The 25,814-nt window shown below is 36.2% G+C and carries 28 protein-coding genes and 1 pseudogene; 14 read left to right on the forward strand and 15 right to left on the reverse strand.

Annotated elements, in window-relative coordinates; all coding sequences use genetic code 11:
* Nucleotide 1: 1 nt before the first annotated feature.
* From ACIQZG_RS07550 to ACIQZG_RS07575, 6 genes are all read right to left on the reverse strand, one after another.
* Nucleotides 2-565: a glycerol-3-phosphate acyltransferase gene (locus ACIQZG_RS07550; protein WP_402754560.1), complete on the reverse strand. Its 564-nt coding sequence runs from the start codon at nucleotides 563-565 to the stop codon at nucleotides 2-4.
* Nucleotides 566-738: 173 nt separating this feature from the next.
* Nucleotides 739-1,701, reverse strand: coding sequence for a YpdA family putative bacillithiol disulfide reductase (locus ACIQZG_RS07555; protein WP_402754561.1), 963 nt, complete (start codon nucleotides 1,699-1,701; stop codon nucleotides 739-741).
* A 73-nt stretch (nucleotides 1,702-1,774) separates the two neighbouring features.
* Nucleotides 1,775-2,533 carry a metallophosphoesterase gene (locus tag ACIQZG_RS07560; RefSeq protein WP_402754562.1) on the reverse strand — a complete coding sequence of 253 codons (759 nt, stop codon included), beginning with the start codon at nucleotides 2,531-2,533 and terminating at the stop codon, nucleotides 1,775-1,777.
* Between the two features lie 161 nt (nucleotides 2,534-2,694).
* The gene (locus ACIQZG_RS07565) at nucleotides 2,695-3,429 is read right to left on the reverse strand and encodes a LysM peptidoglycan-binding domain-containing protein (protein WP_402754563.1); all 735 of its coding nucleotides are present in this window, start codon (nucleotides 3,427-3,429) and stop codon (nucleotides 2,695-2,697) included.
* A gap of 85 nt (nucleotides 3,430-3,514) precedes the next feature.
* Nucleotides 3,515-4,957, reverse strand: a complete 1,443-nt coding sequence (locus ACIQZG_RS07570) for a RecQ family ATP-dependent DNA helicase (protein WP_402754564.1) — start codon at nucleotides 4,955-4,957, stop codon at nucleotides 3,515-3,517.
* Nucleotides 4,958-4,959: 2 nt separating this feature from the next.
* Nucleotides 4,960-5,988: a YpbB family protein gene (locus ACIQZG_RS07575; RefSeq protein WP_402754565.1), complete on the reverse strand. Its 1,029-nt coding sequence runs from the start codon at nucleotides 5,986-5,988 to the stop codon at nucleotides 4,960-4,962.
* A 106-nt stretch (nucleotides 5,989-6,094) separates the two neighbouring features.
* Here ACIQZG_RS07575 and ACIQZG_RS07580 point away from each other — a divergent pair, with 106 nt between their 5' ends.
* From ACIQZG_RS07580 to ACIQZG_RS07590, 3 genes are all read left to right on the forward strand, one after another.
* A complete protein-coding gene (locus ACIQZG_RS07580; RefSeq protein ID WP_053584054.1) occupies nucleotides 6,095-6,343 on the forward strand; it encodes a ferredoxin in 249 nt (82 codons plus the stop codon).
* A 216-nt stretch (nucleotides 6,344-6,559) separates the two neighbouring features.
* Nucleotides 6,560-7,078, forward strand: coding sequence for a hypothetical protein (locus tag ACIQZG_RS07585; protein ID WP_402754566.1), 519 nt, complete (start codon nucleotides 6,560-6,562; stop codon nucleotides 7,076-7,078).
* A 472-nt stretch (nucleotides 7,079-7,550) separates the two neighbouring features.
* Nucleotides 7,551-8,333 (forward strand): enoyl-ACP reductase FabI, encoded by a 783-nt coding sequence (locus tag ACIQZG_RS07590; RefSeq protein ID WP_402754567.1) that lies wholly within the window; start codon nucleotides 7,551-7,553, stop codon nucleotides 8,331-8,333.
* Between the two features lie 43 nt (nucleotides 8,334-8,376).
* On the opposite strand, the gene ACIQZG_RS07595 is transcribed toward ACIQZG_RS07590, so the two are convergent.
* On the reverse strand, nucleotides 8,377-9,582 hold the full coding sequence (locus ACIQZG_RS07595; RefSeq protein ID WP_402754661.1) for an MFS transporter: 1,206 nt from the start codon (nucleotides 9,580-9,582) through the stop codon (nucleotides 8,377-8,379).
* A 520-nt stretch (nucleotides 9,583-10,102) separates the two neighbouring features.
* Here ACIQZG_RS07595 and ACIQZG_RS07600 point away from each other — a divergent pair.
* Both ACIQZG_RS07600 and ACIQZG_RS07605 read left to right on the forward strand, forming a co-directional pair.
* Nucleotides 10,103-10,648, forward strand: a complete 546-nt coding sequence (locus tag ACIQZG_RS07600) for a GNAT family N-acetyltransferase (RefSeq protein WP_402754568.1) — start codon at nucleotides 10,103-10,105, stop codon at nucleotides 10,646-10,648.
* Nucleotides 10,649-11,523: 875 nt separating this feature from the next.
* Nucleotides 11,524-12,102, forward strand: a complete 579-nt coding sequence (locus ACIQZG_RS07605) for a TetR/AcrR family transcriptional regulator (RefSeq protein WP_402754569.1) — start codon at nucleotides 11,524-11,526, stop codon at nucleotides 12,100-12,102.
* Between the two features lie 98 nt (nucleotides 12,103-12,200).
* Here ACIQZG_RS07605 and ACIQZG_RS07610 read toward each other — a convergent pair whose 3' ends face one another.
* From ACIQZG_RS07610 to ACIQZG_RS07625, 4 genes and pseudogenes are all read right to left on the reverse strand, one after another.
* Nucleotides 12,201-13,409 carry an acyltransferase family protein gene (locus tag ACIQZG_RS07610; RefSeq protein WP_402754570.1) on the reverse strand — a complete coding sequence of 403 codons (1,209 nt, stop codon included), beginning with the start codon at nucleotides 13,407-13,409 and terminating at the stop codon, nucleotides 12,201-12,203.
* Between the two features lie 366 nt (nucleotides 13,410-13,775).
* Nucleotides 13,776-13,910 (reverse strand): annotated as a pseudogene (locus tag ACIQZG_RS07615) (IS3 family transposase); the annotation flags it as partial.
* 175 nt (nucleotides 13,911-14,085) lie between these two features.
* Entirely contained in the window at nucleotides 14,086-15,633 is a 1,548-nt protein-coding gene (locus ACIQZG_RS07620; RefSeq protein ID WP_402754571.1) for a flotillin lipid rafts scaffold protein FloT, read from the reverse strand.
* Nucleotides 15,634-15,648: 15 nt separating this feature from the next.
* A complete protein-coding gene (locus tag ACIQZG_RS07625) occupies nucleotides 15,649-16,179 on the reverse strand; it encodes an NfeD family membrane protein (RefSeq protein ID WP_402754572.1) in 531 nt (176 codons plus the stop codon).
* Nucleotides 16,180-16,333: 154 nt separating this feature from the next.
* Between ACIQZG_RS07625 and ACIQZG_RS07630 the strand changes: the two genes are divergently transcribed.
* On the forward strand, nucleotides 16,334-16,957 hold the full coding sequence (locus ACIQZG_RS07630; protein WP_402754573.1) for a hypothetical protein: 624 nt from the start codon (nucleotides 16,334-16,336) through the stop codon (nucleotides 16,955-16,957).
* 76 nt (nucleotides 16,958-17,033) lie between these two features.
* Complete coding sequence (locus tag ACIQZG_RS07635; RefSeq protein WP_402754574.1) at nucleotides 17,034-17,411, forward strand: hypothetical protein; 378 nt, start codon at nucleotides 17,034-17,036, stop codon at nucleotides 17,409-17,411.
* 41 nt (nucleotides 17,412-17,452) lie between these two features.
* Here the strand turns inward: ACIQZG_RS07635 and ACIQZG_RS07640 are convergent, their stop codons facing one another.
* Entirely contained in the window at nucleotides 17,453-18,184 is a 732-nt protein-coding gene (locus ACIQZG_RS07640; protein ID WP_402754575.1) for a hypothetical protein, read from the reverse strand.
* A gap of 545 nt (nucleotides 18,185-18,729) precedes the next feature.
* Between ACIQZG_RS07640 and ACIQZG_RS07645 the strand changes: the two genes are divergently transcribed.
* The 3 genes from ACIQZG_RS07645 (at nucleotide 18,730) to ACIQZG_RS07655 (ending at nucleotide 20,398) form a co-directional block, all read left to right on the forward strand.
* The gene (locus ACIQZG_RS07645) at nucleotides 18,730-18,951 is read left to right on the forward strand and encodes a hypothetical protein (RefSeq protein WP_402754576.1); all 222 of its coding nucleotides are present in this window, start codon (nucleotides 18,730-18,732) and stop codon (nucleotides 18,949-18,951) included.
* 113 nt (nucleotides 18,952-19,064) lie between these two features.
* Entirely contained in the window at nucleotides 19,065-19,874 is an 810-nt protein-coding gene (locus ACIQZG_RS07650; RefSeq protein WP_402754577.1) for a hypothetical protein, read from the forward strand.
* Nucleotides 19,871-20,398, forward strand: coding sequence for a hypothetical protein (locus tag ACIQZG_RS07655; protein ID WP_402754578.1), 528 nt, complete (start codon nucleotides 19,871-19,873; stop codon nucleotides 20,396-20,398). The genes ACIQZG_RS07650 and ACIQZG_RS07655 overlap by 4 nt, the downstream gene beginning before the upstream one ends.
* Nucleotides 20,399-20,477: 79 nt before the next feature.
* On the opposite strand, the gene ACIQZG_RS07660 is transcribed toward ACIQZG_RS07655, so the two are convergent.
* On the reverse strand, nucleotides 20,478-20,774 hold the full coding sequence (locus tag ACIQZG_RS07660; protein WP_402754579.1) for an AraC family ligand binding domain-containing protein: 297 nt from the start codon (nucleotides 20,772-20,774) through the stop codon (nucleotides 20,478-20,480).
* 26 nt (nucleotides 20,775-20,800) lie between these two features.
* Entirely contained in the window at nucleotides 20,801-21,301 is a 501-nt protein-coding gene (locus tag ACIQZG_RS07665) for a pyridoxamine 5'-phosphate oxidase family protein (protein ID WP_402754580.1), read from the reverse strand.
* Nucleotides 21,302-22,045: 744 nt separating this feature from the next.
* Here ACIQZG_RS07665 and ACIQZG_RS07670 point away from each other — a divergent pair.
* From ACIQZG_RS07670 to ACIQZG_RS07685, 4 genes are read left to right on the forward strand one after another with little or no spacing between them, the layout of a single operon-like run.
* Nucleotides 22,046-22,495 (forward strand): LytTR family DNA-binding domain-containing protein, encoded by a 450-nt coding sequence (locus ACIQZG_RS07670; RefSeq protein WP_402754581.1) that lies wholly within the window; start codon nucleotides 22,046-22,048, stop codon nucleotides 22,493-22,495.
* 1 nt (nucleotide 22,496) lies between these two features.
* Complete coding sequence (locus ACIQZG_RS07675) at nucleotides 22,497-22,919, forward strand: DUF3021 domain-containing protein (protein ID WP_402754582.1); 423 nt, start codon at nucleotides 22,497-22,499, stop codon at nucleotides 22,917-22,919.
* Entirely contained in the window at nucleotides 22,919-23,842 is a 924-nt protein-coding gene (locus ACIQZG_RS07680) for an ABC transporter ATP-binding protein (protein ID WP_402754583.1), read from the forward strand. The genes ACIQZG_RS07675 and ACIQZG_RS07680 overlap by 1 nt, the downstream gene beginning before the upstream one ends.
* Nucleotides 23,839-24,714: an ABC transporter permease gene (locus ACIQZG_RS07685; protein WP_402754584.1), complete on the forward strand. Its 876-nt coding sequence runs from the start codon at nucleotides 23,839-23,841 to the stop codon at nucleotides 24,712-24,714. Before ACIQZG_RS07680 ends, ACIQZG_RS07685 begins: the two co-directional genes overlap by 4 nt.
* A 113-nt stretch (nucleotides 24,715-24,827) precedes the next feature.
* Here ACIQZG_RS07685 and ACIQZG_RS07690 read toward each other — a convergent pair whose 3' ends face one another.
* Nucleotides 24,828-25,496 carry a DUF2642 domain-containing protein gene (locus ACIQZG_RS07690; RefSeq protein WP_402754662.1) on the reverse strand — a complete coding sequence of 223 codons (669 nt, stop codon included), beginning with the start codon at nucleotides 25,494-25,496 and terminating at the stop codon, nucleotides 24,828-24,830.
* Nucleotides 25,497-25,814: the final 318 nt, after the last annotated feature.

Below are 25,814 nucleotides of genomic sequence, written 5' to 3' on the forward strand. Positions count from 1 at the left end.
CTCACTTCTTTCTATCTAAAGATTCTTGAATATTTGATTTATGTTTAATAAGCATCAATACAATAGCCAATAATAACAGTATATATGTCTGTAACTGCCCTGAAATGATAATAGCGCTCGTATAGAAGAAAAAGCCACCTAGCATTCCAAGTGTTAAACTTCTTGTAACAAGGGCTGTTAATACCGTACCAATGACCATGAACAAAAATAACTCAGGCGATAAGACGAGCCCCACACCAACAAAGGTCGCTACACCTTTACCACCATTAAACTTAAGCCAAACTGGAAATAAATGTCCCAGAATAACAAAGCATGCCCCTCCCACAATTACCCATTCCTCAAGTTGTAAGTAACGCCCTAACACGACAACCAGTATACCTTTTAATAAATCCCCTAATAACGTCCATGTAAAGGCAGCTTTACCGATGACACTTCCCGCATTTCTCGCTCCTAAGTTTTTACTGCGTTTCTCTTGCAAATTAACGTTATATACTTTTCCAACGAAAAAAGCTGTCATAAAGTTTCCGACACCATAACTTAATAACCAGTACAACAAAGCCAACATACATTTCCCCTTTTAATTCACCATAACGTAGGTTTGATTTCCGCTCCAATCAACAAACATTATCGAATAGCATTCCCTACTTTTGGCGACAAATAATTTTCTATTTATACCCATTTGGTGTCCCCATATGAAAAAAGCTGTATCAGCATCTAGTGCTCATACAGCCAGCAGTCTTATTTTCTTTCTGCAATAGCTTTCGCAATACAATCCCCGTGGAAACGTCCATTTTCAATGAAAATCTCGTTTGCATTATTCCCTGCTGCAATGACCCCTGCTATGAATAAACCTGTCACATTCGTCTCCATCGTTTTTGGCTCACAGAATGGACGACCAGATTCTTCATCAATCGTCACTCCCATTGCACGGATAAAGGCATGATCTGGATGATAGCCAGTCATTGCAAAAACGAAGTCATTTTTCAAAATTTCTTCACGACCATCTATATCAAGTACAACCTCATGTTCACGAATTTCTTTGACATTCGTGTTGAAATACATCGTCACTTCACCGTTACGTACGACACCTTCAAACTCTGGTAATACCCAAGGTTTAATGCTTGGTGAATACTCACTACCACGATATACCACAGTCACACGTGCCCCAGCTTTATTTAGCTCCAAAGCAGCATCAATCGCAGAATTTTTCCCGCCGATTACTAATACATCCGCATCAAAAAATTCGTGTGCTTCTTTAAAGTAGTGATGGACTTTTGGCAAGTCCTCGCCTGGTAAGTTTAAATAATTCGGATGATCGTAGTAACCTGTCGCAATCACGACATACGGTGTTTCATACACATCTTTACTGGTCGTTACTGTAAAAGATTCGCCACTTTTCACGACACTACTTACTTCTTCAAAACGATTTACTTGAATATTTTTCAAACGTACTACTTCGCGATAGTAAACAAGTGCCTGATTACGTTTTGGCTTACGTTCTTCAATAATAAACGGTACATCTCCAATCGCTAATCGTTCACTCGTACTAAAAAATGTTTGGTGCGTTGGATAATGATAAATGGCATTTACGATATTTCCTTTTTCAATAACTATTGGGTTTAAGCCAATGTTTTGCAAAGATATTGCTGCTGCTAACCCACATGGGCCTCCGCCTACAATAATTGCATCTACTTGTTGCATTATTTGACACTCCTTTTAATTCTAAAGAAAGACTATAGCTACCATTATACGCCCTTTATACAGTTATAGTTGTTTATTTACCCGCTATATCAATGTCAATAATATGACATTGTGGCTTTGCACCTAAACGAAGTGGTAACAATGTTGTACCATAACCATTACTTACTAGTGTCATGACGCCATCACGTTCCCTATACGAACCGTTTGGATGGACACCATAAGGACCTACGCGGATTTGCCCACCATGTAAATGCCCACCAATCATTAAATCAGCTCTAAACTTAGCACGTACACGAGCAAAAACACCCGGATTATGTGAAATAAAGACGACAAGATCTTCTTCATCAACTTTTTCAAAAGCAGCCTCAAAGCTATATTTCATTGTCGACGTATCTTCTATGGCACTTAGCCAAAAACGATTTTTCTTATTTTGTAATAACACTGCATCATTTGCTATTATTTGTACACCATGCTCAAGCAAAATACCTCGAAGCCGATTCTCTCCAACTTCGCGATCATTATTGCCCCAGACAAAATAAGTAGGTCCAAGTGGTGTTAATAAGTCTAAATTGTCATGAATGCGTTCAATAGGTGTTCTGCTATCAGCAAAATCTCCCCCAATAATTACTGCATCAAAAGAACCTTGTATCGACTTAATCATATCACGATTAATTTTACGTAAATGCGTGTCAGAAATAAAAAACAAGCGAATTTCTTCTCGTTTACCAACCAATTTCAATTGGTGATTCAGCACATTGTTTTCATGTGCTACTTTCCACATATAGAGTAGGAATGCTAGTGCAATTACTAAAAATACTCCAACATAAATCATTCCTGCACTCCTCCTTAACGAAAGCAAAAAGACGATACATTCCCATGAAGTATCGTCTCTTTGCCAAATTAGACATACAATTCAATATTACTTGTTGTTGACGTATGTCGATTATTTTATACTAGAAAAACTTCATGTAAATGCCATAATACTCGCTATACTTATGGTAACTTAATCACTTGCCCTACCTGAAGAGAATCAGAAGACATGCCATTTGCCGAACGAATTTTTGCTAACGTTGCTTCACTGCCATCGCCATAATAATTTAAGGCAATACGATATAAGTTTTCATTCTCTTTTACAGTATGTGTCTTTAATTTCGCAGCTGCTTCCTCTTGTGCTTTTTTGGCTTCTGCAGCTTTACGTGCTTCCTCTGCTTTTCTCGCTTCTTCAGCTCTCTTGGCTGCTGCTGCTTCCTCTGCTTTACGTGCTTCCTCTGCCTTTTTCGCTTCAAGTGCCGCTTTTTCCTTAGCAGCTAGCATTTCAGCATCTTTTTTTGATTGCTCTGTTGCTTTTGCGTTCTCTTTATCTTCTTTTTTTGCTTTTTCTTCTTTTTCTTCTTTTTCATTTTTATCTGCTGTTACTTTGCCATCAGGTTTATCGCCTGGGTTCTCAATTTCAACTTGTGATCCAGACGTATCTTTCTCCGCTTCCTCAATCGACTTTCCAGGCTCATAGAACGCCAAGAAATAAATTAATATCGTTGATGGAATCAATATAAAAATAATAAATAAAATCGTCATTAGTGGTATTTTACGTTTCGTTTTCTGTTGCTTTTTTAAATTGCCGCCATTTCGACTCAAACGTGAAGCTCTAGACAATGCTGTTTGATCTGTTTCTTCTTCAAATGACTGGCGATGTTCTTCGATTTTATCACGATAGTCTTCTTTACTCATTCGTCTTACCCTCCAACTTTACTTCCATTCTTTCATATTATTATGACGAACTTTACGAAAAAAGTAAATGACTGTAGTTATTTGTCTACAAGCCGATTAGTAACTGTTTTAACCGAATCTCCCAAGATACCATTTCTACTTTTTGTTCAACTTCTGTTCGTTCATTAATAATTTCATTGTATTCAATTCCACAATTTTCACAACAATTTTCAGGATTCTCTCGTAAATTTTGACCGAAATACCCTACTAAATGTCGACGCATACACTCTTTTGTCTCCGCAATTTTTTGCATTTCATAGATTGATTGATATTTTTCGAGTGCTAAGTTATTTAAACGTATTTTCACCTGGTCTACAGGCTCCTCTTTCATCCAATAATCAAGAACGCGGAAAGCTGTCTCTCCAACCTCTCCGTTTTTTAGCATTTGTGACGGGTGGATACTTTGCATAGCTAGTTCTTGATAACGGTCAACATGAATGGCAGCCGGTAAATCCCCTGTTGACACAAATTTAGCCAGTTCTTCATCACCATCGCTATAAAGTAGCGTCGCGAGTGCAGGTTTACCATCTCGTCCCGCACGACCAATTTCTTGCATATAATTCGCTACAGTTGAAGGCATCGATTCATGAATAACTTGTCGAATATCTGCCTTATTTATGCCCATGCCAAATGCATTAGTCGCCACAATCCAGTCGAGCTCCCCATCTAAAAATTGTTGCTGAATAAACTGACGATCCTCTGCTCCAAATCCCGCATGATAAGCTGCCGCTCGAATACCCGTTTGCTTTAACGTTTCACTATATTGCTCAGCACGTTTCCTGGAGGACATATACAAAATACCAGGTCCTGCTGTTTTTTGTATATGATGCATGATCCAATTCGCCTTATCTGCTTTATCTTCAAAGGTTACACGGCCCAAATGAATATTCGGACGATCCACATTATAAATAAATTCAAATGGTGTATGTAATGATAACGTTGAACGAATATCAGTTAATACTTTGTCTGTTGCAGTCGCTGATAAAGCCAGTACTGGTGGACGCTTAGCTTGCGAAAACCACTCGCCAATTCGTAAATAATCAGGTCGAAAATCAAAGCCCCACTGTGAAATACAATGCGCCTCATCCACCACAATTAGGCTAAGCTCCATTCGCAACAATTTCTCTTGTACCTGCTGCTGTAACAACATCTCTGGCGATGTGAAAATAAAACGATACTGCTCTAAAAAATGAAGCGCATAACGTTTTTCATCCGCTGATAAAAAAGAATTTAAGGCGACCACTCTTTTTTCTCCTAAACGCTTCAATTGCTCTACCTGATCCTGCATTAAAGAAAGTAATGGCGAAACAATGAGGACAGGCTTTGAAAAAATATAACCAGGTAACTGGTAACAGAGCGATTTCCCCATCCCAGTTGGCAATAGGGCAATTACATCTTGCCCCTCAATTATAGCTTCAATCACCTCTTTTTGCCCCGGTCGAAACGAAGTGTAACCAAAATACTGTGCTAAAGTTTGTTCTAATTGCATGGCTATACCTCCCCTTTAGCAAGGATTAATCGCAATTGAAAGTAACTCATGCCTTCAACAGCTTCATGTAATGCTTTTAATTTTTTTGTTTGTAGTTGCTTCGATGCTTGCCAAACTTTTTCAGCATCTATATATGAGACGAAGGGGCCGATAGAAAAGTTCGGCTCATTCATCGCAATTTCAACTAAATGATCTTCTATAGTGCTTTGTTTTAAACGTCTCATTTGTACAATTTGCTCAAGCGAGTAACCTTGTTCATATAAATGTGCGGTTTGCTGCGCTGAATCTGTTAGCAACGCCTTTACCCGCAAGCCCTCCGCAATTTTACCTAACAGTGGATAGGCATTTGTGGTATACACTTCATTTAATAACGTATGTAATACTTCAATAAATGCTAATTGGCTATCTAATACCGTTTCCTTTCTTTCACTAGCAAGCTGTTGCCAAGTCCACCCTGGCACACCATTCCCACTCAAGCGGTATAACACAAGCTGTTTATTCGTATTACACACTTGAATAGTGGCCAATACTTGCTGGCACTCATTCAATAACTGTTGCTGTAACTGCCCTGATTGGTAAGAATGATTGAGTAAAAATGATCTAACCCATGCCTGCACATGCGGGTCTTTACTAATTGGCGAAAATGAACGAATATCGGCGCGTTGATAGGATAAACTCTGTACAACCAACGATAATCTTGCAAAAAACACATGCTCATTCCCCCGGTAATGCCAACCATCAAATAAAAATTCAGGTGTTTGTTCCGCTCGCTGTAAACCAAGCTTTTTCAAGCAATAGTGACCGGATTGTTGCAAATCTAACCAACTATATTGCATAAAAGTAGTTACCTCTGAATCGAATGTGGCACGTGTTAATTTAGGCAATAAACCAAAATATGCATGCAACTGAAACAGCCCAACATCTTGAATTGTCTGGCCTGAACGCTTCCCCCGTAGTAGATGATATGCAGCTGAAACAGTACGTTCATTATTCAATTTCTGAAAAATTTGCAATAAGATTTGCTGAAACATTGACGCAAATTCCTCCAATTTAATAGGATTATGTTGAAAAGTGAGTTAAACATCTTTAGAATGAGTATGAAGCTTTCGTAGGAACATCTTAAAAGGAGAGAAAGAAATGGCTAAATACACAATTGTCGATAAAGATACATGTATCGCATGTGGCGCTTGCGGAGCAGCGGCACCAGACATTTATGATTATGATGATGAAGGAATTGCCTTCGTTATTTTAGATGATAACATGGGGACTACTGAAGTTCCAGAAGATCTATTAGAAGACATGCAAGACGCTTTCGAAGGTTGCCCAACTGATTCTATCAAAGTGGCAGACGAAACTTTTGATGGCGACTCTTTAAAATTCGAGTAATCTTTATACAGCTACACATAAAATTAGCAAGGCATCCTTTCTTAGGGTGCCTTCTTAATTAGCAATTTTTACATATAGGATTTACTTAGGATTTATATTCCTTTTGTTCTAGAGATATAGAATTACATAGGAGGAATTATTCTGTTCAATCAATTAGAAATCGATCATAGCTTATACAATATTCAGCAAAATCATTTAGATCAATTTAAACAACTCGTGACAAACTGGAAAACTGTTTTACATGATGTCCATCCAACATGTTTAAATAAAATAGATACATGGGCTGTTGTATTAAATAACTGGCTTCTTATGAAATCCCATCAGAATAATCTTATCCTTAGCCCTTCAAAAGCCATTCATTATTCTATCAATACTTTCTTAGCGGAAGAACTTGAAAAATTTCATATTTTTCACAAGATAATAAAGATGAATAACGATGATTTATTTTATATTTCAGCATTCCAATTTAGTAAAGCCGTCAACCTTTGGATATACAATTTATTGAATACCGACGACATGGACGATATTTTACATCGTAATATCAAGCAAGAATACTTTCTTACTCACAGCAGTAAAGACTTCACAACCAACGATGCAATCTTTCATATGGATCAAACGCGAGTAATCAAGAAAATTGCACAGTCCATTCGTTCAAAAAACTGTTTTAGGGTAACAGTGAATGACGCATTTTATCAAGCATTGGATATTTATAATACACATTTAAACACAAAATAAGAAAATTCACTTTTTAATGAAGTAACTTAAGGGTGAGGTTGAGTGTCTCAAGGCTGAACCTGAGCGACCTACTTCCTTAGTTGAGCAAACCAAGGCTGAACTTGAGCGACATACTTCCTTAGTTGAGCGAACCAAGACTGAACATGAGCGACTTACTGCCATAGTTGAGCAAACCAAGGCTGAACTTGAGCGACATACTTCTTTAGTTGAGCGAACCAAGACTGAACATGAGCGACTTACTGCCATAGTTGAGCGAGTCAAGACTGAACATGAGCGACTTACTGCCATAGTTGAGCGAGCCACCACCAATGTTGAGCGATGCCTATATACCGTCCTCATAAATAACAACCTAAAAGACGAGCCACTTGTGCATCGTCTTTTTTATGTTGTTATTGCATCCATAATTTATATATGATAAGATTTTAGTAGTTGGTACTAATAACAGATATCATTTCAAAAGGGGATACTATAAATGATGGATAATCTATTACAATTAAAAGATAAAAATATCGTCGTGATGGGCGTTGCAAATGACAGAAGTATTGCTTGGGGGATTGCCAAACGTTTATTTGATGTTGGTGCAAATGTAATCTTCACTTACCGTCAAGAGCGCTCACTAAAAAAATTACAAAAGCAACTTGAAAACTATGGACAACAAGGTACACTCATTGTACAATGCGACGTGAACAGCGATGAAAGTACAAAAGCAGCTTTCGATGAAATCGGAGAAAAAGTTGGCGTCATCCACGGTATTGTGCACTCAGTTGCATTTGCCAATGCTGAGGATTTACACAATCGCTTCTTAGAAACAACACGTGACGGCTATGCGTTTGCACAAGATACAAGTGCGTACTCACTCATTTCAACTGCAAAAGCCGCACATCCGTATATGACAGAAGGCGGATCCATTGTCACAATGAGTTACTTAGGTGCTGAACGTGTACTTGATGGCTACAATGTGATGGGTGTGGCAAAAGCTGCATTAGAAGCTTCAATGCGTTATTTAGCTGCAGATATCGGTAAAGACAATATTCGTGTCAATGCCATTTCAGCGGGTGCCATTCGTACACTAGCTGCAAAAGGTGTCCCTTCATTCAATACAATCTTGCACAAAATTGAAGAAACTGCGCCTTTAAAACGCAATGTTCAACAAGATGAAGTAGCAGATATGACAATCGTGATGCTTTCCCACCTTTCACGTGGTGTCACTGGGGAAACGATTTACATTGATGCTGGTTACAATATTATGGGTTAAAAAAAGAAGTGAGCGACATTTTCCACATGTCGCTCACTCCTTTTTAATGACTAGATACTAATGGATTCTTTGCTACAATCCCCTTTAATATATATGTCAGAGTACATGCTATAAGTAAACAGATCGTAATCATAGAAATGACGCCTATCCATCCATATTGCATCCAAAATACGCCCCCTACTGTTCCCCCAACACTCGAACCAAAATAATAGAAGAACAAATATAATGATGACGCTTGCGCCTTAGCGTGTGTGGCACGTTTACTTACCCAGCCACTGGCAATCGAATGAGCCGCAAAAAAGCCAAATGTAAATACAGTAATACCTAAAACTTTCATGATCAAATAGCCGTTTAGCGTAATGATGGCACCCATTAGCATAATACCAATGGCAAGTAACAGCATTCTCTGCCTTCCATATTTATCAGCCAAACTACCAAACCAAGCCGAGCTAAACGTGCCGACTAAATAGATCACAAAAATCCAGCCAACAATCGCTGCGCTCAAATTGTAAGGAGGCGCCATTAACTTAAAGCCTATATAGTTATACAATGTCACGAAACTCCCCATTAAGACAAAGCTAATGCCAAAAAGACATAGCATGGATGGGTCTTTTAAGTGCTCAACGAGTGATTTGGTTAACGCTATTAATTGCAAAGGTCGTGGTGTAAAATGTTTGGATTTCGGTAGCATTAAGACAAACATCACACTAATAATGATACTTAAAATACCAAGGACAATCATACCTACTTTCCAACTATATAAATCAGTAAATGTTCCGATAATGACGCGACCACTCAGTCCCCCTACTGAGTTACCGCTTATGTATAAACCCATTGCAATGCCTAAGCTTGGTGGATCAATTTCTTCTCCTAAATACGCCATCGCGATTGCAGGTAAACCAGCGAATACGACACCCTGAATTACACGCAATCCAAGAATCGTTTCAAAGTTTGGTGAAAATGCGAGTGCTAGCGTAATAACCGATGCTGCAAAAATCGAAATAGTCATTAACGGTTTTCTCCCCCAAGATTCCGATAATGAGCCCACTATAATCATGCTTACGGCTAGTGCAAATGTTGTCACCGATAAAGATAAACTAGCTACTGCGGGCGATACGTTAAACTCCTCTGAAAATGTCGGCAATAATGGTTGCGACACATACAAATTTGCAAACGTAATAAAACCTGCTAAAAATAATGCCCAGTTCGCTTTATTAAACTCTTTTGTTCCCTTCTTTATATACGCCATCTCTGTTCTCCCCATAATTTTCAGTCTTCGTTACATCGTGCAAAATACTTTCATCTTCGAAATATTTTCCCTCACAGAACCTATTTTCTAAGCTTTTACTTTTAAACTTTGAAGATATCAATTGTTATACTATTATTCTAATACAACTTTAATCGAAATACATCTTAAATTGTCGAAAAATAGACAAATTTCAGCTAAATCAAAGTTATACCGAACACACCTTTTTAAAGATGTCCTATATCATTGATAATTGCACAGTAGCAAGTCCACTATTAAACCGTAAAAACATTATCATTCTTTCGGTCTATAATTGATATTACATAATAGAATGAATTACAATAAAGAAACATCCTTTTATGGTAAATAAAGGTTCAATTATGAACTACTGATGTTTTCTTCACCAAATAGAGCATTCTCCCTTAAAACGTTCTTAAATCCGTTGTTATAATGACTCACCGATTAATTTCAATCTTGTTGTATGGGAACTAATCTCGAATTTTAATGAAAAGGGGCAGATGAGATGCACATATGGATTGATGACAAATTATCCCTACGCACTGTAACAGTAGAGGATGCAGAAGCAGTTTTTGCTATAACGGAGGCATCGAGAAGTACTTTACGCGAGTGGCTTCCTTGGCTCGATATGACGACAAAAGAAGAGCATACTCGTAATTATATCGAGAGCTGTATCACAGGATTCAATGAGAAGAAATGCCTTTCCACGGTTATTATATTTAACGGAAAAACTGTGGGTATTGCTGGTTTCAACTACATAAACCATGCCAATGAAACCGTTTATATCGGCTACTGGTTAAGTAATGATGTACAAGGTCATGGCATCATGACAACAACTGTGCAAGCTTTATGTCAGTATGCATTTGAAGAGCTTCAGTTCAATAAAGTTGAAATCCGTGCTGCAGTGGGTAATATAAAAAGTCGAGCTATCCCAGAACGTCTAGGTTTTGTAAAAGAAGGCACAATTCGATCGGCAGAATGGCTATACGACCACTTTGTCGACCATGTTGTATATGGCATGCTCGCAAATGAATGGAAGAAAACTCAATAGAAAATAGCTACCTAACCGCGTCCTAATATAGGGTGAATAGTATAATAAAATAAAACTAGACCTTATATTTAGAGGTTTTGAGTTTGATTATATATAATCAAACTTCTTATTTGTATATATGTAGCTTTGAAATAAAGTTTGAGCAAAACACCTCGTAAATCCTTATTTTATGATTAATAAGAAGAATCCATTTTGAAAAAAGATTGATCAAAATGGATTCTTCTCTTGCGTTTTTAAGTTTAGTTTTTATAAAAAAGTTTGAACATTTTCTTCCAGCATTACTCCATAAACGCGCCCGATTGTTGAATAACATTTCTTGGAGTTTTGTGTCTACCCAAACTTTGATTTCGTAGCGTTTTTTTTGTATCATATCTTAACTAGTGAATAAATTTCATTTTTTTCATACTATTTTATTATGTATGAAATATCAACATCTTATTGACTAATCTTCAGGTGCAAGTGTGTTTAATTGATGTTTTATATGGTATCTTATCCATGTGTTTGTCCCTTATGTTGGATTTGGATTGGTTACTACCGCCAAACCATTATAAAGGATTTTTTTATGGAGAAATATAATTACAGAAAATTCAGACTCAAATTGAAACCTAAGCTATTTTAATGCGACGCTAGTGTCTTGATATAAATGAACAATAGATAACATTAATTCTTTGGGATGTTTATAAAAGGCCATACAAAAATGCCCCCAATTAGATAAGATGAATTTTTTAATTTCATCTGTCTACCTAATTGGGAGCATATCAATAATAGCTGTCTGTTTTTCTTAATACGTATAATTAAAACAATAATTACTTTTTAAACAGTTATTTATAGTAGAATTAATAATAACGTTATTGTAAGAAATGGAGTGAATAAAGTTGGGAAGGGAAGAAAAGAAAAGACAAACTAAATTAGCTATAACAAACGCTGCTTTCAAATTATTTTCGGAAAACGGATATGAGTCGACAAAGGTTGAAGATATTGTGAAATTAGCTGGAGTTTCTAAGGGTACTTTTTTTAATTATTTTCCGACAAAAGAGGCAGTCATAGAGGATTTCGAAAGAATTTCAATTTATTCAGAAGCTGAAAAATTTATGAATATCACAAGTCCAGTAGTACCTAAACTACTCTCTTCGTTAATTAATATCGTACATAATTTAAACTATACAAGGTCATTAAGAAGAGCAACTTTAATGGCAACTCTCTCAAGTGCTAATAATTTAAATAATCACATAGATAATATGAATAATCTTCGTGCTTTATTGATTCCAATTTTTAAGCATGGACAAGAAACGGGGGAATTTACACAAAAATTATCCCCTGAAACACTGGCAGACTTAACTATTCAAATGTTTATTGGTGTATTAACCCACTGGTGTCTTGGTGGAGGCGAAGATGATCTTATTACACAACTTTTGATGAGTTTTGATGTTTTCTTTAAAGGAATATCTTCATAAAGATCCTGTTGATTTCCAAAGTACTCCTGCGAGAATAGCCTGGGTTATAAAAACTCGCAGGAATGTTGTCAAAGAGAGAATTGGAGACAAGTAGAGAACTAATATATACTCTTCTTATTAAATTTATCGACTAAACTTTGAGAACGTCTATGATTTGTACCAGAGAATAGTAGACTAATAATCGGTAATTTCCGAATAATAAAATACGATATTAAATGGCTAAAGACAATCCCCAATAGTGATGCTAATACGAATTTTATATAGCCTGAAACAGGTACACTAATTAAAATGTATTGAATTCCAATTAAAACCGGAATATGAATAATGTAAACACAAAAGGTATTTTTAGCTAGCGTCTCAATCCATTTTGATTTTCTATTTAATTTACGTTGAAATAATTCAATTAAACCAATTGAAAGTCCTGTACATAAAAAGGTCTCATAGATTGCATAAATAAGTGAACTACTATCCCATCCACCCCTTGAATGTGGTACAAACCCAATGACATTTAGAGCAATTAATAAAACCCCTATAAATAACCATAAATTACCAACACCTTTAGGGATATGATAAATCCAGTTACTATTAGCAGCTGTTATTCCCAAAACTACAAATGCTAAATATTGAGGAAAGTGTGCATACTCCATTTGGATAAAACCTAGTACACCAATCCATTCATCAATCGAATAACTTGTTCGAACTAAAAAAGTGATTAACGATACGATAATAACAAATATAAAAATATGTTTATGTGTTGGGGCAATTGAAAATTTTGGTAAATTAATATTTTTAAAAAGATACATTACTAATAGATATATCAGTGAATAAATAAGAAGATGTTCAATAAACCAAAGATGGCCAAAATTAAGGTCTGGCCAAGATGGTCCTGCCCAATTTAATGGTTTTTCACCAAATCCTAGATAAATATTTTTATAGTATTCATATAACGATAGGTTAGGGTAACCACGAAATTCATTATAATAAAAGTACATTATTAAAGGAATTATTACTATAAATCCAAACAATAAAGGTATACCAATCCTCTTCAACCGATCTTTCAAAAAACCTATATTCCCTTTGTGTTTATACGCAAGAGGAATAAAATAAGCAGAAAGAAAAAAATAAAGACTCATATTAAAGGCAGAGTTTATCCCAAAAAAAACGCCCAAGTCAGAATCGACACCCAAATCTCGTACATACCAAAAACCATTTGCCCCACCATAAGGTTGACCTGCATGGTGGACGATTACAGTGCAAGAAAGAAACACTTTTAAAAAATCCATAAAATGAATACGTGTATTAGACAACTTACATTTCCCCTTTTTTTGGAAATAACTACTAAACTATTTATAATACTTTTTAGACTCACGGTCAATATTTATCTTACTATTTTATTGATTAAATTTCAGAATATTTATTTTACAATTATCATTTATGACTACGGGTCAATTTATATATATGGTTAATTACGTGGAATTTCACTTTAATATAAAATGTTTAGTGCATAATAAAAAAGGAGCAGAATGTAACTGGAAATTCTAGCAGTTATGGGTCCTTTAAAACGTACAAAAATATCATTGTCCGTACCCTTCAAAACTACTAACCTTCTAATTGGCAAAAAAGTCGATTAGGAGGAATGGAAAGGATGCTTACAATGATACAAGTTCCTACCTACGCATCCATGTTTCTATTTGCGTTTTATTCCGTATATTTAATTCGAGTAACACCTGTTTCGTTGGCACACCAGCTAATCGCATTTCAATGGCCTTCATTTTCACTTCATATGTATAACTCACTCTTGTCCCCATAGAAAAAACACCTCCTAATTAAATTTTGGGTAATTAAACCCGAATTCAATCGAAGATGCTTTTTTTATTTGTCTATACTTATGGGGTAAGTCCCTTAAAATGTAATACCTTTTTAGTAGTTTGATTATAAATATTTAACCCTAGAGAAGTAAATCGTTAGGTAGCTATTGCTTATTTATTCAACTGTTTGTGGTTCGTTCTCTGTCTCCACTGAATCTTGTTTCTTCTCTAATCCCGTAGCAATTTGAGATAACTCTGGGCGTAGTGTATGTTTGCCTGCATAGCTTTCAATTAGCTCCTTCACATCAATGCCAGATGTTTCTCTCAGAGTTTCTTGCAATGTTGACATAAGATTTGTCGCGTAAGACGTCACTTTGTTAGCACCGCCTCCACCTTCTCCACCACCTGTATCAACAACCGTAATTTTATCAATATTGCTTAGCGGACTTGCTAATTCTTTTGCGTATTCAGGCATCATGCGCACAATCATGTCGAGGACAGCTGCTTGACCATAGTATTCAAAGGCTTCTGCAATTTTACGTTTAGCCTCGGCTTCTGCAAGACCACGTAAACGGATAATATCAGCATCTGTTTCCCCTTGTGCACGTTCAGCATCTGCTTTTGCAAGACCATCTAATCGAATCTTTTCCGCTTCAGCTTTTGCTAATGACTCAATACGATATTTCTCTGCATCAGCCTGCGCAAGCTCGCGACTTTTTTCCGCTGCCGCATTTTGCTCCACTGCGTAACGGTCAGCATCTGCTTTTTTCTTCACTTCCGAATCATATTGCTTCTCACGACGTAAAATTTCTTTTTCTTCTAACTCAATCTGCTTTTGACGTTCGATAATTCGGATTTGCATTTCTTGTTCTGTTACTTCTTGTTTTGCACGGGCTGTTTCAAGCTCATAGGCTTGGTCTGCACGAGCCTTTGCAATATCTTGCTCTCTGCGGAATTCTGCAACCTTTAACTGATTTTCTTTTTCCGCTTCAGCAATTTCAGTTGCACGCTCTAACTCTGCCTTTTGAGCTTCTTTTGATGCTTCTGCACGTTTAATGCGTGTTTCTTTTTCCGCATCTGCTGTCGCAATATCTGCATCACGCTTCACTTGCGCAATACGCGGCTTCCCTAATGAATCTAAGTAGCCATTTTTATCACGAACATCTTTGATCGTGAAGGATACGATTATTAAGCCCATTTTCGCTAAATCCTGCGATGCCACACGTTGTACTTCTTGTGAGAACTTATCACGGTTTTTATAAATTTCCTCGACTGTCATTGACCCTAAAATCGAACGTAGATGTCCCTCTAAAACCTCACGCGCTTCTCCTTCACGCTCCGATTTTTGCTTCCCTAAAAACTGTTCAGCGGCTGTAGCAATTTCAGTAATCGAGCCCCCAATTTTAATAATAGCTGTACCATCTGCCATAACGGGAACGCCCTGTTCTGTATAAACCTCTGGCGTAGTAACTTCTAATTTACTAGATAATAAACTAAGTGGTTGAGCCTGTTGGAAAATCGGGAATACGAATGTACCGCCCCCACGAATAATTTTAATGCGATTTCCTGACTCATCCGTATGTACATTTTTTGAGCCAAGATAACTACCCGTAACGATTAATGCCTCATCAGGACCTGCCGTACGATACTTCGTCACATATAGTGCTACGATTGCGATTAATATAAAAGCAACAATTCCTACAACAATCAAAATCCCTGTCATCTAAATCTCTCCCCTTTATATAAATTTCTTTTCATACTCCCTAACAAATAACGTACCTTCTTTCACTTCCACAATCAAAACCGTTGTATCATAATCGATTGCTTCGTTGTCAAAGCCCGTTGCACGCTTGGAAATCATGCCGCTAGCTGATTCGATTACGACCTCTCCAAAGCCGTCTATCGGAATCGGTACAATGACCTTTCCTAATTGACCGCCAAGTGATTCTTCTGTATATGCAAGCGATACATCAGCTGATTTTAACGGTACTAGTATGAATAAATAGAAAAGAGTGCTTAAAATGGCACCGAGTATAAAAGCTACGACGATATTCATACCACTAGAAAGCCATGCAAGCTTCTCTAAAATATAACCAGCTGCAGCCATCATCGTGATAAACGATAAAATTACGCTCGGATTTAAAATAGGTAGTCCTTCACCAATTCCCTCTGCGACATCCCCAAAAAACATGTACAAAATTGTTCCTAGACCGACAAAAATTAAAACAACTAAATATATTTGCTCCAGCGAATAGCCAAATAGCGTCAAATTGTTTCACCCCTTTTCATCGTGTTACTTACTATACGGGCGAACCCTTCATTAGGTTTCGTAATTTTTAATATTTTCAAATAATTGAGGCGCCACTACTTCACCTTTTACAAATACTTCCGATATAGTTACTAAATTAAGGAGGGATTATATAATGAAAATTCATCCATCAATGGGTACATTTTTACCTAAAAAAACCTCGCTAACAACGGCTCCAAACCCAACAGAAATAATCACCGATGAAGAAGATAAAATAAAAGACTCTGATACTATCCTAAAAGAATCCATTCAAAAACAGCTATCTGAAATACAGGAAGCAAAGATGCAAACCGGGAAAGGTAACTCAAAGGCTGAGCGTATTATTAGTAAATTTAACAGTGGAAAAAAATTATCATCTGAAGAACTTAGTTATCTCATAAAACATGCTCCAGCAAGCGTCGATCGTATTTTACGTATTTCTGCTGAACGGGAACAAAATGAGATGATGATGCGTATGTCTCGCACAAAAGTCAGTACTATGCAAGTACCTTTACTAACGATTGACGGTATTAGAAAATCTGGCGGTACTGCTGAAGAAGCCCAAGCTCGTGCAAATCAACTACGAGATTCTGTCAAAGAATATCAAAAAACAAAGGAATATCAAGAAAAGCCAGCAACAGAGTTTGATTATCGGAAGAAAAAGAAAACCAGCTCCAAAAATCCCCCTTACCAACCATCACCATTATTATGGGCAGCGGCTCATCATGCCTATCAAAACGGGAAAAAACATAAACTCTAAGCACACAAAGGACGATATTTCCTTTGTGTTTTCTATCTAAGGAGAAACGCATTATTTAGTAGGAAGAGGAATTTACATGAAATTTCCGACGCTCATTAACTTTACAATGCTTGCATTTTTCACGTTCATTGTAATAATCGATTTTTTTCCTTCGATGGCATTTGCGGATGTAATTTCTAAAAAAGTCATTTTCGCTATAATCATTGCACTTATCATTTTGCAGCTTGTGGTAACAAAAGGGCGGGAAGATAAACTCTCACTAAAACAGCATCTTTATTTAACAATTTATATCGTGGGCTTGTGGATTACGCTGACATTGCTTGGCGGTCATTCACAAGTTGGACTATCTTTAAACACCCCACTATTTTACATTGCAATACTACTACACACTTTTAATCTACTTCGCATGTACCGCCAATCAAAAGATAAAAACAATAAAAGCATGCCAAGCTAGAATACTCCTATTATAAGAGTACTGCTAGTGGCATGCTTTTTTTATGATTCCAAAGCTTCTAGTATTTGGTCTAACTCATGGACAGCATGGTCCAAACGTTCTTTCGCCTCGACATTTTGTTGCTTTAATTCATGTAGCTCAAGTAACTTTTTTTCATACTTAACCTTTACATTCAAAAACCGTTCGATTCGTGCCTCTACTTTTTCAATTGCTTGCCCACAAACTGTTGTCCATAGCTTTTCATTGTGCTGCATCTCGATAGTGGATGGATTATGCATGCGCATTATACGTGCATGCACCACTTCTATATGCTCTATCAATTCCGTATAAAAATGGCGCTCTACACGCGTCGTTTGAAATGTTGGATGGTCTGCATCATTGGCATAAGGGCTAAGTTGGCGCAATAATTTCCCCGAATTCTCTACAAATGCATGTGATAAATTTAGGACATTCATCGATTGTAACAATAGTAGAATTTCTTCTAGATTAATGAGTTGTGCTTCAATACTTTCTTTTGATTTCAACGACTCTGTATATCGTCGATCAAAATGTTCAATTTCACCCGTGCGATGTTCCACCAGGTGTTCACTTGCGTTTTCTTTTAAACTTTTAATATAGCGAATTGCATGATTTCGTAATTCATCCGATGAAAGCATCTTTTCTTCAGCATGAGGTTTGCTCCGCTGAACATATGCAAATGCATCCATTTTTTTAAAGCACTTATTTTCAGTCGTTTCTTCTGACACATTATAACGTATTAAAATTCCGTGCATGTTTTTATCCTCCAAGTTCCAATCAAATTCACCCCAGAAAATTTGTCGCTGTCACTACACGTAAGCGCAGAAACCTAGCATCCAAACTTTGAATCGTGCTAGTACTTTCCAAAATCTGTGACATTCACCGGAGACTTTAATTTTATTCAGCGAGTTGTTTGAAATAAAATTTTGCATATCTCTTAAGAACATAAATCTAACACCAAATTTTTTCAAGTAATTTACCTCTAATCTCCTAAATTTTTTATTTGAAATTCTCCCGATTACTGTTTAATATTTTAGCTCATTATCATCACCTATTGATTTTTCCTATAACGATTTAAATGCCACTACAATTTACTTCAGAATTCATCTGTAAGTGCCGATTCTTTCAAACTTTTCAATTTACACTTCTAATGAACTTTCTTTTGCATAGCCTCTGCTATTTTCCGGAAATTTAGTAATTTATATCATTTGAAATATACAAATGTTTGAAACGTTTATATAATAGTAAAAATAGTATTTTTTTTAATAATTGTTTATGTAGCAAAAATGAATTAGTAGAAATGTTTGTATTGACGCGTGTGTCGCCTGCGAAACTTTACGCGCGTATCGAGGAAGCAAATGCCTCTACACATTTAATGGCAGAAATCGCAAAAGAAGCTCATACCGTTACCGAAATTGCCAATACAAATTTGCACTCTATGGAGGATATTAATGAAGCCGCAGAACAATTAGCAAAGAATGCGGAAAATCTCCATTCGTTAATTTATCAATTTAAATATTAAGTAAAAAGGTTATTCAATCATCAGGAAAACTGATACTGAATAACCTTTCTTAATTAACCACACTTTGATTATGGTATAATTAAACAATTATGTATAAATCGAGGTGAATTTGCTTGAGTAAACGTTTCATTGTGCTCTTATTAGTAACGACGTCGATTGTTTGTAGTAGTTTATTTATATACTACAGGAATACGACGATCAAGTACCCGATTCCGATTCCTCAAAGTGAATCTATCCTTTCTACAGAAGGTGGCGAGCATCAATTTTTGACAATAGCTTATGTCGATAACCGTCAGGACCATCGAGAGTTAGAAAGAATTACGATTGGTGAGCGCTCATTTTATACGAAGGATCCAACTAACTTGTTACTTGAATCACCATCTACTTCATCTACCATCGACTATACATATTACTCTTTATATGAAACAAGATTTTCTCTGACTGGAGATGATGTGGCCTATTTCAAAGATAACCCTGAATTATTGAAGAATGCCACTTTTCATTTTACAGAACTTGAACCACAAACCGCTCCATTGTCATTTTTAGAACCATTTGAACAAAGTATTCTTAAGGCGGATAGAACAGTTACAACAGAGGGTGCAGGTACACTTTTATTCGATATACAAAATGAGGCACCTATCACAGTCTCAACAATTAAAAGTCCTTCGCCTTTTATTAAGTTCACAGCTACTGTTGATGACAAGGAAATCTCTTTACCAACTACTATACAAAAAGGCTCAATCCTAAAAATTAATGTGCAAAACTTATATAACTTCACATCAGCGCAACAACTACAATTATTAATTACTGGGGAGGATCAAAATGGCGCTCCATTTCTACGAACACAAATACTAGATTCATATGGGCATCCCCCTGAAAAGATAATGCGTCAGCTTATACGTGATTGGAGGGGTGACAAATGAAAACGTTTTTCAAACTGCTAATCTTTGGCCATCTATTTATTTGGCTAAGTATTAGCATTCCAATTGATGTCCTTCCTAATTTTGTTGGCTGGATTTTGATCATTGCAGCTCTAGAGAAAGTAAACTCAGTATCTGCTAAAAGGGCGCGTACTTTTGCTATCCCACTTTGTATCTGGAACTTTTTCTATTTGTTGCTTCCTCTACAAGAAATAATGTTCTTTTCAACAGCCATTTCATTAGCCGAACAATTTCTAATGATTATCTTCTACTATTTCTTATTCGAGATTTTACAAGATGTTGCAATGTCATTGAATGAACAATCCTATACGAAGGTGTTACGTATATGCTTTTTCATTATGCTATTTGGTGGATTTATAGGCATAGCTACTTTACTTCATACACCTTTAGAAACACAAGATCTTTATTCTTCCATCATTGGTACTTACTCATTTTGTATCATGGTTTGGTTTTTCATCTATTTAATTCGTACAGGTACTAGTATGGATCAACATTCTATCGTCTAAAAAAGTTCCTTCTCCACTATTAAAAATGGAGAAGGAACTTTTTATTCATACATAACGAAACTATACTTTTCATGTCTGTTTAAAAAGCTTTAAGCAAGACAATCTCAGTATCACTAACTGCAGACAGACTATGTTTTTCAAATGGCTCTATCACCATTACATCATTAGATGTTAAAGTATGTTCCATTTCATTAACAGTAAAAATAACTTCTCCAACTCGTACAACAATTACGACCGTATTTGGTGCATCATGCGTAGCAATTTTCTCATCTGCGCGTAATTGAATAGTCACAATATCCATTTTGTCATGTGAGAATACTTTCCTAATGATTTTCGCCTTATCGTTCAATTCATTTTCAATGTGAACTAGTTCCATCCAATCTCTCCTAACACCTATTATGGTTAATGCATTAACCCTTCATTATGTTTTCCCGTAATTTGTTCAATTTGTATTTCAAATAATTCAATCTTAGGCAATACAGGATAACCCGCCTTTTCAAACTTCCATTTAGGATCACCGTATTTTTCTAATAAACGGTCAAAGAACCACTCTTTCTTTGAATCATTAGTTATATGCTTTACTGCACCGAACAGTACGACACTTGTATAAACTAATGCAGACTGACAAGCATATTTTTTACCAGGATGTAAAGCACCCATCTCACTTACTTCAATACTTATTAGAGGATTACTATTAATGTTCGTCCAAAAATGACTATCTCTTATATTGCCAATATGAAGATATAACTTCTCTTCCCCTTCATACACATAAACAAATGGAATTACATATGGGAATCCATCTTCTCCAACCGTCGCGACATGTGCAACCTGTCCAGATCTTAAAAATTGAAGTGCTTCTTTTTTCGAAATTTCCACTCTCTTATTTCCTATTAATCCACGCATATTATTCCACTCCTCTAATGTCATTATTGGTCATACTTTCCGGGAAATCATTTTTTGCATACACCATTTTTCTAAAACCCACACACTAAAACATATATATATAATACATCTTTAACATCAAAAATGGAATAGTCTGTTATATATTTATAGGATTTATCAAGCGTGTTGATTAGGGAATGATTGTATGGTTTTTATCGCGATTCCTCAACTTTTCCATAAAAGTTTACAGTATTAATAAAGCCACTTTTATAGATTGTAGCGGAAATCACCTTTTTTGTTAGGATAGGATAAAATTGGCTAATCAACATACCTGAGGATTTATTATGCAATTATAATTTCGTTCTATATATAGCCAAACTATGCTCTTAATTTCTGTACAAAGAATTGAATAACTTACAACGACCAACCCAAAATTACGAAGGAATGCACAGCCGTTACTAACTGTACACAAAGCACAGCTGCTATCGCACCAAGCAACCTAGGCATGGAATACAGCAATACACCTAGAAAACCAACTATTTAACGATAGGAGCATAGTTTTATAATCCTTATTCACCTACATCTCCCATTTACGATAGAATAGTTCTATTATGCAAGGAATAAGGACTTTTTCTAGCGACTACATTCCATGCACTATATATGCTGAAAACAGCCTGTTACAAATCATTTTCAACCACTTATCAAGCTACATATCTTATCCAAAATTTTCTATGTTACATTTACATTAACGAAAGGAGGCCTCTAATGAAAATCCATTTAACGATTAACAGTGAGCTCCACGAAACAGAGATTCATATACACGCAAAAGAGTATAACGAACAAATTGAAAAACTGATGAAGCAATTACAAGCGGCTCAATCGACGATAATTGACGGCTATTTACAACAGGAGATTCATATGTTGAAAATCAGTGATATTTATTCTATTTATGCGGAAGGCTCGAAGGTTTTTTTACAGACTGAAGAACAGGAATTTGAATCGAAACGTAAATTGTATGAGCTGGAAGAACAGATGGCTAAAGATTTTGCACGTGTCAGTAAATCGACCCTTGTTAATATCAATAAAATTGCCTCCATTCAAATGGGCAAAATCGGCTCAACGGAACTATTGCTCGACAACGATGTCTCTATTCACGTCAGCCGGAAATATTTAAAAGAACTGAAACGTCAATTGGGCATTGGGAGGGAATTTTAATATGCATGCTTTACGTATGATGATCATTGGTTTACTTATCTCACTAAGTTCTTCCTATGTGTTAATGTCACTAAGCGTTTTTTCAAAACCAGACGCTGTGATGACGGGAGTAGAATTATTAGAGCAAGTAATGATTGCTGCAGTTCTTGGTGTTATTATTGGCTTAATTTCACTTATTCTAGAAACAGAGCGCCTGCCTTTTACGATTCTGTTAATCATTCACTATATCGCGATTACCATTTGCGTGTTAATAGCGGGGTACATCGGTCATTGGTATGATATTTCAGATCTTTCTACAGTTGCAGTTGTCCTCCTTTCTATGGTCATCATTTATATACTCACTTGGTGTATTATCTATGTGTTATTAAAGCTAGATGTTAAGGAAATGAACAAATCTATTCAAAAGAGAAGAGGGAGCATTTGATGACAATTGCTATTCAAGTAGAAAATTTACGCAAGCAATATGGTGCGCATGAAGCAGTCAAAGGCATCTCCTTTGAAGTCCAAAAAGGAGAACTTCTTGCCTTTTTAGGAGCAAATGGCGCAGGAAAATCCACGACGATCGAAATTTTATGTACTTTAGTTAAAAAAACAAGTGGGACTGTTCGCATTAACGGCTTCACACTCGATACAAAAAATGATAATGCGGATATTCGTAAATCCATTGGTGTCGTCTTTCAGCAAAGCTTACTCGATGAACGTCTCACAGTCTATGAAAATATCATACACCGTGGCAAGACATATGGTTTAACAAAGGCTGAACTCACAGCAAATTATCAGTTCGTCTCCACTTACCTTCACCTAGATGATATTGAAAAGAAAAAATACGGCACATTATCTGGCGGTCAAAAGCGTCGTGCGGATATTGCACGTGCTCTTATTCATAAACCTCAAATTTTATTTTTAGATGAACCTACAACAGGACTTGATCCACAAACACGTCAGTTTGTATGGCAAGCCATCAAGAAATTACAGCAAGAAACCAATATGACCATCTTTTTAACAACTCACTATATGGAAGAAGCGGCTGTCGCCCACAATGTCATTGTCTTGAAAAGCGGCCAAATCGTCGCACAAGGCACACCTGATGCACTCAAAACGACTTATGCGTATGACCAAATGGCATTAGTATTTCAAAACGATAAAGAAGGTGAAAAGTGGCTCCTCGAAAATGAGCTACCATACATTGAAAGGCAAGGTATTTACACCATCAAAGTTAACACTACATTAGATGCATTAGCTTTACTAAAAAAGGCTGAGCCCCTTTTAGTTTCCTTTGAGGTCATTAAAGGTACGATGGACGATGTATTTATTCACATTATGGAAGACGGAGGGGATGCCGAATGAATGCATTTCTTAGTTTAGTTCTTCGCAATAACAAAGTATTTCGTCGAGATAAAACCCAAGTCTTTTTCTCACTTTTATCTATAATTATCGTCATTGCCTTATACGCGATTTTCCTGCAAAAAATGCAAATTGATACCATTGAACAAGTAGCACAGGCAACACCTGAAATGGTGACCATGGTCAATGAATGGCTCGCTGCTGGATTATTATCGATGATGGCTGTCACAACTACCCTTGCTACTTTCGGTATTACGGTAAAGGATATCGAGACGAAGGCAACAGCGGACTTTTTAACCGCTCCAGTATCACGAGCTACCATTCAATTCAGTTATGTAGCAAATGCTTTTCTAATCGGGCTTGCCTTCTCTTTTGTTGCACTTATTGGCTGTGAGATTTTCATCGTTGCAACTGGTGGCAATTTACTCAGTCTAGCTGATTTTATTAAAGTGCTCGCCATTTTATTGTTATCTGTCACGCTAGCAAGTGTTTTTAATGTTTTCCTTGTGCAGTTTGTCAGCACACAAAATGCTTTTTCAACGCTAGGTACTCTTCTTGGTACTGGGATCGGCTTTTTATGTGGGGTTTACGTGCCAGTTGGCGTGCTACCTAGTTTTGCACAAAATCTAGTAATGTACTTCCCTATCAGCCATACTACTGTGCTTTTGCGAGATGCCTTTATGCAAAACTCCATTTCGACTGTTTTTGACGGCGTGCCAGCTACGGACGTAGAGGCCTATAAAGTAAATTATGGGGTTGTCTACGACATTAACGGACATTTACTAAGTTCTACGACTAGCATCATAATTATTCTAGTGTCAATTGTCGTGCTAGCCACTTTGTCAATTATGATTTTCAAAAAGAAAAATAAATAATATTTCTTGAAAAGATGAAAAAAGCATGTCTATGGCATCCATTCAGTGTTGCTTCCAAAGACATGCTTTTATTTAATCATTTTATATTTCAAAGATTAGAGGGCAATAGAGAATTACGCTTGATATACCGTTTTCAAATGAAGAAGATTGAGGAAAATAGGACTCGTTCTGGCTGTTTGTAGCTCAACGATTTGTCCTTTAACATTATTCATTCTTCCAATATAATTACTTTTTTCTCCCTGATTAAATATGACAAGTTTACCTTTCAATGAGTCAATTTGTGTTTCAAACGTTTTCGATAATGATTCATTAAACGGTTGAACTGGAAATTCTGCAGCTGATAGTTTATACGGAAATTGATGGTCATTGTATGGAATGAGCCATTTCAAATGTTCGATTTTAATATATATAGTTTTATATAAAGGGGACTGAAATACAAAATAATCGTCCATAATATTTGAAATATAGCCATGGAGTGCCTGATTACCAGTCACATAGATTTCACAGTATATCCCCATAGCACGTGTAAGTACTTTTTCTAGGGTCAAATCATCCTTATTATTGTTTAAAACAATATCAGGTTTTTTTGTAGGTATTACAATGCTATCCTCTTCATAATCATCCATTTTCAATTCATGGATATGACTATTAGGAATGTAATAATAATCGTATCCATTATAAAGGACAATCATATCAATACCCGAATCCACAATTATTCCTTTAAGTACTTTTTTTCCTGAAATGTCCAATCTAACTGTTTCTTTATTAAGATTCTGAACCATTTTATTCAATTTTCTCACCGCTTTACAGTTGGATGGAAATAATACTCACTAATAATCTAAGTAACCTCACAAGAAAACCAATTAGAATATTAAGGGATTTTAGTACATCAATCGATGCAGCCTTCACACTAATCAGTCATAATGAATAATTACTAATATACAAAACAATATATTTAATTGAAATTCCATATGGCAACGTCGCTAAATGACCCGCTAAAGTCGCAACTAAGACCATACCCTCATAGTCATCTTCGGTATCACAAGAGAGCAATAATTGAGATTTAATTAAGCATATCACTTTATAAAAATAGTAATAAA

Source organism: Lysinibacillus sp. NPDC096418, assembly GCF_044762775.1.
Taxonomy (GTDB): Bacteria; Bacillota; Bacilli; order Bacillales_A; family Planococcaceae; genus Lysinibacillus.

What these genes read in the sequence shown, in the direction of transcription:
- ACIQZG_RS07550 (WP_402754560.1), bottom strand. Translation starts at nt 565, where the DNA reads ATGTTGGCTTTGTTGTACTGGTTATTAAGTTATGGTGTCGGAAACTTT.
- ACIQZG_RS07555 (WP_402754561.1), bottom strand. Translation starts at nt 1,701, where the DNA reads ATGCAACAAGTAGATGCAATTATTGTAGGCGGAGGCCCATGTGGGTTA.
- ACIQZG_RS07560 (WP_402754562.1), bottom strand. Translation starts at nt 2,533, where the DNA reads ATGATTTATGTTGGAGTATTTTTAGTAATTGCACTAGCATTCCTACTC.
- ACIQZG_RS07565 (WP_402754563.1), bottom strand. Translation starts at nt 3,429, where the DNA reads ATGAGTAAAGAAGACTATCGTGATAAAATCGAAGAACATCGCCAGTCA.
- ACIQZG_RS07570 (WP_402754564.1), bottom strand. Translation starts at nt 4,957, where the DNA reads ATGCAATTAGAACAAACTTTAGCACAGTATTTTGGTTACACTTCGTTT.
- ACIQZG_RS07575 (WP_402754565.1), bottom strand. Translation starts at nt 5,988, where the DNA reads ATGTTTCAGCAAATCTTATTGCAAATTTTTCAGAAATTGAATAATGAA.
- ACIQZG_RS07580 (WP_053584054.1), top strand. Translation starts at nt 6,095, where the DNA reads ATGGCTAAATACACAATTGTCGATAAAGATACATGTATCGCATGTGGC.
- ACIQZG_RS07590 (WP_402754567.1), top strand. Translation starts at nt 7,551, where the DNA reads ATGATGGATAATCTATTACAATTAAAAGATAAAAATATCGTCGTGATG.
- ACIQZG_RS07595 (WP_402754661.1), bottom strand. Translation starts at nt 9,582, where the DNA reads ATGGCGTATATAAAGAAGGGAACAAAAGAGTTTAATAAAGCGAACTGG.
- ACIQZG_RS07600 (WP_402754568.1), top strand. Translation starts at nt 10,103, where the DNA reads ATGCACATATGGATTGATGACAAATTATCCCTACGCACTGTAACAGTA.
- ACIQZG_RS07620 (WP_402754571.1), bottom strand. Translation starts at nt 15,633, where the DNA reads ATGACAGGGATTTTGATTGTTGTAGGAATTGTTGCTTTTATATTAATC.
- ACIQZG_RS07630 (WP_402754573.1), top strand. Translation starts at nt 16,334, where the DNA reads ATGAAAATTCATCCATCAATGGGTACATTTTTACCTAAAAAAACCTCG.
- ACIQZG_RS07635 (WP_402754574.1), top strand. Translation starts at nt 17,034, where the DNA reads ATGAAATTTCCGACGCTCATTAACTTTACAATGCTTGCATTTTTCACG.
- ACIQZG_RS07640 (WP_402754575.1), bottom strand. Translation starts at nt 18,184, where the DNA reads ATGCACGGAATTTTAATACGTTATAATGTGTCAGAAGAAACGACTGAA.
- ACIQZG_RS07645 (WP_402754576.1), top strand. Translation starts at nt 18,730, where the DNA reads ATGTTTGTATTGACGCGTGTGTCGCCTGCGAAACTTTACGCGCGTATC.
- ACIQZG_RS07655 (WP_402754578.1), top strand. Translation starts at nt 19,871, where the DNA reads ATGAAAACGTTTTTCAAACTGCTAATCTTTGGCCATCTATTTATTTGG.
- ACIQZG_RS07660 (WP_402754579.1), bottom strand. Translation starts at nt 20,774, where the DNA reads ATGGAACTAGTTCACATTGAAAATGAATTGAACGATAAGGCGAAAATC.
- ACIQZG_RS07665 (WP_402754580.1), bottom strand. Translation starts at nt 21,301, where the DNA reads ATGCGTGGATTAATAGGAAATAAGAGAGTGGAAATTTCGAAAAAAGAA.
- ACIQZG_RS07670 (WP_402754581.1), top strand. Translation starts at nt 22,046, where the DNA reads ATGAAAATCCATTTAACGATTAACAGTGAGCTCCACGAAACAGAGATT.
- ACIQZG_RS07675 (WP_402754582.1), top strand. Translation starts at nt 22,497, where the DNA reads ATGCATGCTTTACGTATGATGATCATTGGTTTACTTATCTCACTAAGT.
- ACIQZG_RS07680 (WP_402754583.1), top strand. Translation starts at nt 22,919, where the DNA reads ATGACAATTGCTATTCAAGTAGAAAATTTACGCAAGCAATATGGTGCG.
- ACIQZG_RS07685 (WP_402754584.1), top strand. Translation starts at nt 23,839, where the DNA reads ATGAATGCATTTCTTAGTTTAGTTCTTCGCAATAACAAAGTATTTCGT.
- ACIQZG_RS07690 (WP_402754662.1), bottom strand. Translation starts at nt 25,496, where the DNA reads ATGGTTCAGAATCTTAATAAAGAAACAGTTAGATTGGACATTTCAGGA.